The 11,846-nt window shown below is 50.1% G+C and carries 4 protein-coding genes; all 4 read right to left on the minus strand.

Translation table 11 applies throughout. The annotated features are described in order from the left end of the window. Positions 1 to 20 precede the first annotated feature (20 nt). Positions 21 to 3,608: a Tc toxin subunit A-related protein gene (locus PAV_RS05920; RefSeq protein ID WP_005544326.1), complete on the minus strand. Its 3,588-nt coding sequence runs from the start codon at positions 3,606 to 3,608 to the stop codon at positions 21 to 23. Positions 3,609 to 3,638: 30 nt separating this feature from the next. Beyond that, the gene (locus PAV_RS05925; RefSeq protein ID WP_005544328.1) at positions 3,639 to 6,941 is read right to left on the minus strand and encodes a Tc toxin subunit A; all 3,303 of its coding nucleotides are present in this window, start codon (positions 6,939 to 6,941) and stop codon (positions 3,639 to 3,641) included. A 431-nt stretch (positions 6,942 to 7,372) separates the two neighbouring features. Further along, positions 7,373 to 8,122, minus strand: coding sequence for a hypothetical protein (locus PAV_RS05930; RefSeq protein ID WP_005544329.1), 750 nt, complete (start codon positions 8,120 to 8,122; stop codon positions 7,373 to 7,375). Between the two features lie 110 nt (positions 8,123 to 8,232). Further along, entirely contained in the window at positions 8,233 to 11,826 is a 3,594-nt protein-coding gene (locus PAV_RS05935; protein WP_005544331.1) for a Tc toxin subunit A-related protein, read from the minus strand. Positions 11,827 to 11,846 lie beyond the last annotated feature (20 nt).

Below are 11,846 nucleotides of genomic sequence, written 5' to 3' on the forward strand. Positions count from 1 at the left end.
GAATATATCTGACTGTAAAGCTATTTCATAACATATCGAATGTGGAAGATGACGTCATTGAGACTTTCCAGCAGGAGGCGCTGGTCGCCGTCTTGCCCGGCATGGAATATCGACAGGACGAGTGTGCCGGATAACGGATCCATGCCCTCGAAAGGCAGGAACCGGCTGTCGTTGAGATCCGTGGTGAACAAGCCGCTGTCATCCACGCCATGGGACAGCGCAACGGTCTCGCCGCCTAGCGATAAGGTTGCTTCTATATCCTGATAAGGTCCCAATAACGCCGGCAGGGTAACCGACAGGTTTTTGATCCTGCGGGTCTTTTCCGCTTGGTTGTAGGAGCGATCCAAGCCAAGAACGGTGAGGTCAAGGGTTGCGCTGAAAATATTGTTTTGCAGCTGTACGCCGACTCCGCTCACCGGGTCAGGCGTCTTTCCGTCCAGAACTTCCTTGACTAGCTCTACGAAGCTAGACTCTGGTGTTTCTTTGCGGAGAAGGGTGTCTATAGATACCGTTTTCACGGCTTCCATTCCGCGCTTGTCTTCCTCCAGCCACAGATTCTCCAGCTTCTGAAGCTCTAGCAGCAGCGCCTCGCCCGCCAGCAATCCCTGATACAGATCATTCCAGGCCGGGAGGGACAAGACTCCGACCGTTTTATCCGAACCGATTTCTTTCTCTAAAGCCTGCTTCGCCATCAAGCAGAGCGGCAATGCGGCGTCATACATTTGATAGTATAGAGACGACAGACGTCCAGCCATCCAGTTATACAAAGCTTGATTCGTAAAACGGGTGCTTTGCAGCTCGTAGACCGCTTGCGCGTGCGCCTGTTCCGTCTCCGCCAGCGCAAGTTGTTTTCGCGCCATATCCATTTGTTCCCGCAGGGCCGCAATCTGCGAATCCAACTGCGCCGCTTCATTCTCGGCAATATCCCGCTGCAGCAGCCAATCCTCCCGGCGCCGGCGGTAGCTTTCGCTGATGTCGATAATATTGGCCGTCTGCTCCATGACACCGGCAGCGATTTGCAATCCTTGGGCTACAGCCGCGCTGGCTGCTCCCCAGCGGGAACCTCCAACTGCGAAACCAAAAATGTTCGGAGCCATATCCAAGCCGCCGGTGATGGCGATCGGCACGGTTGAGCTGGTATTGATGATTCCCGCGGTGGTACGCAGTGCGAGTGAGGCGGTTTCATTGTCCGACATCCAGTTGTCCGCCAAGCCGGCAAAATGGGTCTTCCGGGACTCCGCCCCCGCTTTCGCTGTCATCGTTGCTTCCAGACTTGCTTGCAGCGCGGCCAGGTTCTTCTCCTGAATATCGCGGGTTTGCTGCAGGACAATCTGCTGCTGGGACTGCAACAGTATGGTCATTGCTTCGCTGTCCTGCTTTGTCAGTGCGTTTTCCAGGGCATTGCCGAATTGGATGACACTGTTGGCCGCATTGCGCGCCTTATCGATGACCAGAGGGAAACGATAGACACTCTGACGGCTTTGGGCGGAACCCGCGCTTCCCCCCAGGCCATCGCCCGGGCCATGCTGAACCTGCAATTCACGCGGATTGACCGGTTCGGCAAAGAGCGGCAAATGAAGCGGCTGACCGTCCAGACTCAAATTGTGGCGCAAATTGTATAAACGCAGATCGATTTTGTCCCAGAAAGCGAACAGTTCATCATTATAAGGCGGCAGGAAATGACCGTTTTCGGCTGTCACAAGCGCTCGCATGGCCAAAATTGGCGCTGCCGGCGAATCGCTTCGCGTCGGTACGGCGGTTACCGCGTCTGCTTCGCTTTGCAGGGTCGGATTAGGCCAACTGTGATTGATCCGGATCTCGGGGCGCGGACCAAGCAGTTGGCTGGCCTGGATATAATACATCTTGGCTTCGGTCAAGGTATCCCGCTCCAGCATCCGGTACAAGCTGTCGCCGCGGCTGATCAAGAAGTCCAAGGTGTGAATAAAAATAGCCAGCTTGTATTGCATCGGGTCGGCCATCGCAATCTCGTCCGGGTCGGTCGTTGCCAGGGACAACGTGTCGTCCCACTCCGTATCCTCCTGCAGCGGCATCACGTTCCAGTAGCGCACGTTGCCTTTGCCATCCGTCAGCAGATTGCCGAAGCCATCACGGTATCCTGCGCTGTTGAAGATGAATTTAAACCAACGTTCCGCCAACTCATACCGCTGCTCGGTGTGGAAGCGAACCGCCATTAAAAAAGGAACATGGAAGAAGATTTCCCACAAGTAAAGTCCGTAAGGCCCGTTAAAGGCAGCTAAGCCGCCCAATTGGTTATTCCCCTGAATGGTGTAGTCGAAGAGTGCGTCAAGGCTCTTGTCCAACAAGGCCGACAGGTCGATGTTATTTTTCAGGGTAAGGTCGATAGGACCTTTGATATTGCTTCCAGAAGGAGGGGTGTATTGACTATTGTTAATTGATCCGTATTGCTGGACGAATTCTCCTAAATAGCTAAAGTAAAAGGTTAACTTCCCCAAAGAATCAGCAGAAACATAAACTTGGTATTTCTTATCAGAAGCAACAGATAGGTCCTTATTTTGTCCCGGTTTTACCTCTTCGTTACCAATATTGACCATATTAATAAAATAACTAGGAGAATCATTCCTTACATTTATTTTTGAATTTGAAAGTGCTGTAAAGGTTAAATTGAGGTAACTAGTCTTAATGCTCATCTTATTGAGAGAGAATTTTATGTTTAATTCCTCATCGGACGTCTCGCCATGGAGGGTATAGCCAAGCCATTCGAATGAATTAAATACCTTCTCCTTACTGTATGAACACCACACCCCAGCACTATTTAAAAACCAATCATTGATGTACTCTGCATCGTCGACTTGCCCATCCCCCCCTTGTTTTTTGTCTATAGTAATCCACTTGATATGCAGACGGCCGTTCTCCCAGAAGGGGAGCACATAGTTATCAAGCGCTTCTCCGATATTGGCAGTGATTTTTTTCCACCCAGACCAGATAGCTGGTACCAGTTTATTGTTATTGTCCTTTTTCAGTGTTAAGCGGCGCCAGTAATATTCGTAAGGCATTGTCTTCGTGCGTCCAACAAAGAGTAAAACACTTTCGTCGCCACCTTTATTTACGCTGATATACTCGAGATCCGCCAACACTTCATATTCAGTCAGGTAGTGCTGCAGTGCGTTCTTAACTGTGTCATCGGTAATTCTTCCCTGGCTGATATTCTGTTCCAGGTTCAGGAACGGATCGGTTTTGTTATAGCGCAAGGACGGGTCAATATAGCTGCCTGCATAATATTTCAGACGTTCTTTGCCTGCCCAGGTGGAATAACGCTTGTTATAGGTATCCCAATTATTCAGGAATTTTCCCGGCGCGAAATGGCTGTTGCTTTCCGGAGTCAACTTCCCTTCATAGCCTTCGACGCAGCGGTTCATATATAACTGTACGCTGCTGATGGCCTCCGCTATCGGCGATGTTTTCACCAGTTCACTGATCTTAGTATCCAGCAGCAAGTACTCATACAGACTGTCCGCATCCGTAATCTTGTCCGTAAGCTCGGTCGGAACCTGACTGGCGATATAATGCTTGACCAAAGCATCCCGGCGGGCTTCTTTAATGGATTGCATCAGGGTTGAAGTAGACATATGTTTATCACCTTCCTTGGTCATGTTGGTTCAGGCTTGCGCCGCAGCCATCAGGCTGTGGGCTACCGAAGTAATCAAATCCATGTTTTCCGCGGTTTTATCCTCTTCGGCCATGTCAACCAGCTCTCCCAGCGTTCTGCTGCCCACGTTCAGTTGACGGCCCAGGTTGACCCAGCTTTCCAAAGTAAAGATCTGATCAAAGTTCTTGGGATATTCGTTCTCTCCCAGCAGGTAATCATTCATCGAGGCGGTATCCGCTTCATTCCAGCCATGGATATGGGCCAGCAGCTTGACCGCAGTGTCGCGTGTGATGGTTGCCGAGTGAGCCTGGGCAAAATATCGCATAGCCTCCTCGCTGGAAACCTGGACGCGCTGCTGCCATTCCTTCAGGCGGGTCAGCACCAGCAGGAGATGCAGCGAGGGTACGGGCACTGTGTGTTGTCCGTCCAGAAGCTGCTCGGGATGCCCGATCAGCAGCGCCAGATCCTGCTCGCTTAACCCGCACCAACGGACAATCAGCGCATACTGGCTGATCTGCTGACACCACTGCAGCAGGGCGGATTCACCTTCCAGGGCCATCAGTTCATCCTCATGATCGGCGCTGAAATACGCTTGAAGCTTGTCCCAGAAAGCCCGCAGCGTAAACGTTCCGTCGGTTTTGTCCATCCAGTCGATTACTCGCGCCATCACGTTGGCTTTCAGTTTGAAGCCCGCCGCCAATGCCCGGAGCAGTTTGTCCGCAGGCAACGTATCCTGAGCATCCACTCTGGCCACGTTCGCGGCACTGCTTGCGGATTGATGCACCTGTGCCAAAAAGTTGTACAGCTCAGGCGTAGCCGTATCGCTGTACCGGTTGGTAACCATGGCTTGCAGGGAGACAACATCCAGCTGATGGGCGTCCATCCAGTCCAAAAGGACCTCCGTACGACGAATAATCTCTAACGCTTCTAAACTCCGAGGGTTCGTGCCAATCGTGCGGAGCAAGGTATCCTCGCCGCCAGCCATCAATTTCCACAACAGCTCCGCCTCGGTAAAACGCAATCCGAGCATGTGAGGAATTCGGCCTAAACGATAAAGCTGAGCAACGGTTGTTTCATTGGCGGTGATTTGCTGCGCTTTGTCGCCAAAGCAGTATTTGCCGATACGGGAGAACTCATCGGCGGTCACCCCCATGGCCCCGCAGCAAATCGATTCATATCGATCCTGCTTGCTCACCTCGAATTGCAAAGTAGCGCCCAAGGGTAAGGTAGCCGAATGGTCGGCCGTGCTGAACATCGTCTGATAAAAGCTGTCCTTGCCTGCTTCCGTATACGTATTGACATCGCCGATAAACGCGGCGAACATATCCGATGTGATGCCATAACGCGTCTGGAGCCTTGTGAATTCGGCCACAGCATCCAGTACGGACCTATCCAGAATCAGTTCTCCACCGTGTTCGATTACGGCACGGCTGGCATTAGTAATCAGCCAATCCAACTGCTCAAAGGAAAGACCCGTGCTGCGCGCCAGCCGGACAATCTTTTCCGCCCTTCCGGCCAAAGCCACAACATTATCCGGCGTAAAGTTCAAAACAGGGGTGTCTGTTGCAGCGCCCGCGCTGTTATACTGTTTTACCCACAACGGAGTTTCTTCCGTACCGGTCAAAAACACAGCTCCATAGGTTGAAACCGGAACATTGGCCTCGCCGCCAAATTTTACAAACCGGCTTTCGTACTCACTGCTTTTTGCCTGATAATCCTTCTGCATCGTTAAATCCAGCAATTCATTAAAGCTCAAGCCGGTCTTCAGGCAGAAATCATCGACAACATTTAAGACGGCGGCCAGATCGGCAGGAGCTCGGGTAATGGCCGTCGTGATGTTGAAGTGCTTGGCGATGTCCTCTGCTGTCGGCTCGGGGTTGACCAGCAGACGGAAGCTGTTTGGCGTCAAGGAAAGCGTTTCCCTCGTCGGCGGAGACGGGGTCGTGTCGGCAACAGGCGGCATCATGTCGATGATAGAAATGGTGTCATTCCCCGTCTCATTCTTCCTTAGGGTAAAGGTCAACGCTTCATCCAAGTCCAGATTCAGCGCCAACGGCTCATTCCAGTTGCTGGCAAGGCTTTTGCCTAGCCCCAAATAGCCGTGATCCGGGACAAAAATGCGGATGGATGTATCGGTCACTCTTTCAATCTGAACTGGAAGGTGAGTGCCGCTAGGCATACTGCCGGTGCCTCGATTGATCATTAGGCAGTATGGCCCGCTAATATTGTTGCTCTGTCCATCGTCGCTGGTCAGATAACAATTGGTCAGCAGCTTTCCACCGAGGGACACATCGTCTGCCACGCGCAGGAAGTAGTCCCCTCTGCCGCCTCTGCCGTAATAAACGAGTTGCAACCTTGCCGGCGCGATATCGGCCGCTTGCGGCGGTCCAATGTTGATTTTGGCGCTAATAGTTGAGCCTATTTCGAGTTTATGCGCCAGAAAAAGCCGTTTGCCGCCGGTCTCCAGGTAGAATTCCTCTCCCGTGATGAATACCGGCTCATCATCGGAGGCTTTCTGATTGGCGTATTCCGAGTGCCGCGTCTTGCTAATCCGGCGGGCAGCGGCGGAATCCTGCAGGATGGAAGTCCGCTGCGTGTCCAGCAGGGTATCCCATATCCCCAGCAAATTGGATGAGCGCGCCTCCGCCACGGCATTGATTTGCGCAAGGTCGTCATCATAGGGAAGGTTCATCGGATAGTAGGTATCCTTCAAGGATGCCAGCGTGCCGGAGCCTTCGGGCTGCAGTACATCCAGCAGGATATCGAGAGAAGACACCTCCCGGTTCATATTGTCATTATTGAGGATCAGCGACTTCAAATCTGGACGGCGGTTGTCAATATGCAGTTTGTCTTTTGGGTCGTGGAGATCCCGCGCAATTTTATACAGTACCGTCAGGTAACGTCCCGGCGAAAAAAGCGACTGTATAGAGGAGGCTTCCGCATAGCCCTCTGGCGATCGCTCCGGGAACAAGTCTCCAAAATCGGCTCCGCCTCCAAGACTCCGCTCCAACGCGGCACGCATGCCTTGCAGGCCGGTATCCGCAGATAATTTGGGAAGGCTCTGGACGACCGGATCATTGTGCAGTTGCCAGGCCCTATAAAGCATGTATAAGTTTTCTGTCCTCTGGACGGCTAATTGATGAATCTCCTTCGCGTCGGAAGAGGGAATCTCCGGATTGCTTTTCTGAAATTCCGCAAGATTTTCAGATGCAATATCAAAGACGGTCCGATAACCGGACTGTTTAAGCGCTTCTGTTAATTCTTCGGTTCCGAGCCGGAATACGCCGGCCGTGTTGTCTGTTGTTGACACCATGAACTCCTCCTCTTGGGTTCGGAATGATGAGTACTCCGCACGGTCAATATGACCGTAGACATCAAAACAATAGAAGAATATCCTTACCGTTTGTGGTTATTCCCCATGAACAGGTACCCCCTTTCATTTACAATCCAAGCATACCTCTCACCTTCCAAAAAAAAGCATAGATATTTTCATTGATGGGTGAAAATATGTTTCATTCTTCAGGCCCTTGCTGGAGGTAGATTTTACGTAAACTACAAGGAAGATTAGCAACGACGGAAATGATAAGTGGAACTTTTTATGGCCTTTTAGGAAGAGGGGATCAGGAATGGAAGTTGAGAGGGAGCTTGAAAGAGCATCTGACAGAAGATAGAGTGTAATACCATAATAAAAAATGAAAGAAGCTGCTTCTTTATTCTTAAGAAACAGCTTCTCTTATTTGACAGTTAGTTAATAATTGTCACAAAACATACTCCTTTAGGATAGAAAGCCATACCGTCTCCAATCTTTTTGTTGTATATTAGACCAGCTTCCCATATTTCAAAGGTATTGACATCATACTTTGGATAAGCAATAATTCTTCCTCTTTTCTTGTCCGGTACTTTAATATTTTGCTCCTCTTCAACGGCATAACTCGCTGTTACATCATAGTTTAAGGCAGTTGAAACGATTTTGGCATCGATAGAAACCGTCGTTGAGTGTGTAGCCTGTATCCCTTGTTTTATTATCATTTTTCCACCGGGAGAATCATAATCAGAATCTCTAATCGATTTTGATCCGCACGCTTCATATGGATCACTTACGTTCGCAATATACTTTGCAAGTTCAAGAAATGGTGCAACGTTGGGGTTCGTACTGAGGTAATTTTGTTCGCTATTTTCATTGGAATTATTACTGGAGTAATTGGGTTGGTTATTGTCACTTGAGTCAGGAATATAAATTGTAACTTTAGAATCCGGATCCAACCTGAGATTGGTTTGTTCACTGAATTCACTAACATTTTGTACTTCGATTATTTTAGTAATTGAACCATCCGGAGCGGTTTTGTAGGTTACGTTACCAGCTACATCAAAACAGTTCATTAGTTTCGGGGAAGAAGTTAAATCAGTTGTTTTTGCTGAAGCAGCTGATGTAACAAAAAACAAACACGCCAATGATAACATCATCGCTACTTGAAACATTTTCTTTATTCTCACCAATAACAACCTCCTACTCTTCCTTCAACATACTATTGAAGTATATTTATGTCAATAATTATGGAAATAAAGAACTCCCGCGGTTGCAGTATTTCGCGGGAGTTTGTCTTCTATTTCATGACATATCGAATGTGGAAGATGACGTCGTTCAGGCTTTCCAGCAGGAGGCGCTGGTCACCGTCTTGCCCGGCATGGAATATCGACAGAACGAGTGTGCCCGATAACGGATTCATGCCCTCGAAAGGCAGGAAACGGCTGTCGTTGAGATCCGTGATGAACAAGCCGCTGTCATCCACGCCATGGGACAGCGCAACGGTCTCGCCGCCTAGCGATAAGGTTGCCGCTATATCCTGATAAGGTCCCAATAGCGCGGGTAAGGTAACCGACAGGTTTTTGATCCTGTGGGCCTTTTCCGCTTGGTTGTAAAAGCGATCCAGGCCAAGGGTGGACAGGTCAAGGGTTGCGCTGAAAATATTGTTTTGCAGCTGTGCGCTAACTCCGCCCACAGGGTCAGGCGTCTTTCCGTTCAGAACTTCCTTGACGAAATCTGCAAAGCCGGTCTCTGGATTTTCTTTGCGGAGAAGGGTATCTAGAGATACCGTTCTTACGGCTTCCATTCCGCGCTTGTCTTCCTCCAGCCACAGATTCTCCAGCTTCTGAAGCTCGAGCAGCAGCGCCTCGCCCGCCAGTAATCCCTGGTACAGATCATTCCAGGCCGGGAGGGTGAAAAGTCCAACCGTTTTATCAGGGCCGATTTCTTTCTCTAAAGCCTGTTTGGCCATCAAGCACAGCGGCAAGGCGGCGTCATACATTTGATAGTATAGAGACGACAGACGCCCGGCCATCCAGTTATACAAAGCTTGGTTCGTAAAGCGGGCGCTTTGCAGCTCGTAGACCGCTTGCGCGTGCGCCTGTTCCGTCTCGGCCAGCGCCAGTTGCTTGCGCACCATATCCATCTGTTCCCGCAGGGCCGCAATCTGCGAATCCAGCTGGGCTGCTTCATTCTCTGCGATATCCCGCTGCAGCAGCCAATCCTCCCGGCGCCGGCGGTAGCTTTCGCTAATATCGATGATATTGGCCGTTTGCTCCATTACAGAGGCGCTGACCTGCAATCCTTGGGCTACAGCAGCGCTCACGGCTCCCCAGCGGGAACCTCCGGTCGCCAAGCCGAACACATTAGGAGCCATATCCAGGCCGCCGGCGATGGCGATTGGCACGGTCGAGCTTGTATTGATAATTCCCGCAGTGGTGCGCAGTGCGAGTGAGGCGGTTTCATTGTCCGACATCCAGTTGTCCGCCAGGCCGGCAAAATGGGTCTTCCGGGATTCCGCACCCGCTTTCGCTGTCATCGCAGATTCCAGACTTGCTTGCAGCGCGGCCAGGTTCTTCTCCTGAATATCGCGGGTTTGCTGCAGGACGATCTGCTGCTGGGATTGCAACAGCATGGTCATGGCTTCGCTGTCTTGCTTGGCCAATGCGTTTTCCAGGGCATTGCCGAATTGGATCACACTGTTGGCCGCATTGCGCGCCTTGTCGATGACAAGGGGGAAACGATAGACACTCTGGCGGCTTTGGACGGAATTGACGCTTCCCCCCAAGCCATCGCCCGCACCATGCTGCACCTGCAGCTCACGCGGATTCACCGGTTCGGCAAAGAGCGGCAGATGAAGCGGCTGACCGTCCAGACTCAAATTGTGGCGCAAATTGAATAAACGCAGATCGATTTTATCCCAGAAAGCGAACAGTTCATCATTATAAGGCGGCAGGAAATGACCGTTTTCGGCTGTCAGAAGCGTTCGCAAAGCGAGGATTGGCGCTGCCCGCGAACCGCTTCGCGTCGGTACGGCGGTTACCGCGTCCGCTTCGCTTTGCAGGGTCGGATTAGGCCAACTGTGATTGATCCGAATCTCGGGACGAGGCCCAAGCAGTTGGCTGGCCTGAATGTAATACATCTTGGCTTCGGTCAGAGTATCCCGCTCCAGCATCCGGTACAAGCTGTCGCCGCGGCTAATCAGGAAGTCCAGGGTGTGAATAAATAGAGCCAGCTTGTATTGCATCGGGTCGGCCATCGCAATCTCGTCCGGGTCGGTCGTTGCCAGGGACAACGTATTATTCCACTCCGTATCCTCCTGCAGCGGCACCACGTTCCAATAGCGCACGTTTCCTTTGCCATCGGTCAGCAGATTGCCGTAGTCATCACGGTATCCTGCGCTGTTAAAAATGAATTTAAACCATCGTTCCGCCAATTCGTACCGCTGCTCGGTTTGGAAGCGAACCGCCATTAAAAAAGGAGCATGGAAAAAGATTTCCCACAAATAAAGTCCGTAAGGCCCGTTAAAGGCAGCTAAGCCGCCCAATTGGTTATCGCCCTGAATGGTATAGTCGAACAATGCGTCAAGGCTTGTTTCCAACAAGGCCGACAGGTCAATGTTATTTTTTAGGGTAAGGTCGATAGGACCTTTAATATTGCTTCCTGATGGAGGTGTAAATTGATTATTGACAATTGTGCCGTATGAGTTTTGGAGTGTATCTTCATAATATCCAAAATAATCAACCCCAAAGTAAGGCTCAGGATGGACCCCTGACTTTAGTTGCACTGTGAAATACGTATATCTCCAATCATCGACTTCTACTTGTTGCCCCTCTAAAAGTCTAATATCACCTAAAGTGAGATAAGAATCTGAATCAATGTAATTTTTTTCAAAATTAATGTGTACCCGTCTATATGGCATTGCCGTTAGTGTTAACTTAAAGGCACCTGGTGCATCACAGAACAGTTGATTCCGAATAACAGTGATATATTTGCCATCGATGATTGCACTACCACGAGATTCAAAACTATTTTTGATTGGTAGAGACTTTCGGAATGAAGACCAGACTCCGGAACTATTCATTAACCAGTCATTCAGATACTGTTTCTCAACGGTTTCTCCAGCTTCATTTTGAGTCTTTTCTGTAGAACACCATTGTACATGTAGGCGATTTTTATACCAGAAAAGCACTACATAGTTATCAACCGCTTCGCCGATATTGGCCGTGATTTTTTTCCACTGCGACCAGATGGCTGGTACCAGTTTATTGTTATTGTCCTTTTTCAGTGTTAAGCGGCGCCAGTAATATTCGTAAGGCATTGTCTTCGTGCGCCCAACAAAGAATAAGTCACTTTCATCGGCGCCTTTGTTTACGCTGATATACTCCAGATCCGCCAACACTTCATATTCAGTCAGATAGTGTTGCAGCGAGTTCTTTACGGTATCATCGGTGATTCTTCCCTGGCTGATGCTCTGTTCCAGGTTCAAGAACGGATCGGTTTTGTTGTACCGCAAGGACGGGTCAATATAGCTGCCTGCATAGTATTTCAGACGTTCCTTGCCTGCCCAGGTGGAATAACGCTTGTTATAGGTATCCCAATTATTCAGGAATTTTCCCGGCGCAAAATGGCTATTACTTTCCGGAGTCAACTTGCCTTCATAGCCTTCGACGCAACGGTTCATGTATAACTGCACGCTGCTGATGGCCTCCGCTATCGGCGATGTTTTTACGAGTTCACTGATCTTGGTATCCAGCAGCAAATACTCATACAGGCTGTCTGCGTCTGTAATCTTATCCATAAGCTCTCTCGGGACATTGTTGGCGATATAATGGTTGACCAACGCATCCCGGCGGGATTCCTTAATTGATTGCAACAGGGTTGAAGTAGACATATGCTTATCACCTTCCTTGG

The organism is Paenibacillus alvei DSM 29 (assembly GCF_000293805.1).
Classification (GTDB): Bacteria; Bacillota; Bacilli; order Paenibacillales; family Paenibacillaceae; genus Paenibacillus_B; species Paenibacillus_B alvei.

Coding starts and splice junctions, on each gene's coding strand:
- PAV_RS05920 (WP_005544326.1), bottom strand. CDS start 3,608: ATGTCTACTTCAACCCTGATGCAATCCATTAAAGAAGCCCGCCGGGAT.
- PAV_RS05925 (WP_005544328.1), bottom strand. CDS start 6,941: ATGGTGTCAACAACAGACAACACGGCCGGCGTATTCCGGCTCGGAACC.
- PAV_RS05935 (WP_005544331.1), bottom strand. CDS start 11,826: ATGTCTACTTCAACCCTGTTGCAATCAATTAAGGAATCCCGCCGGGAT.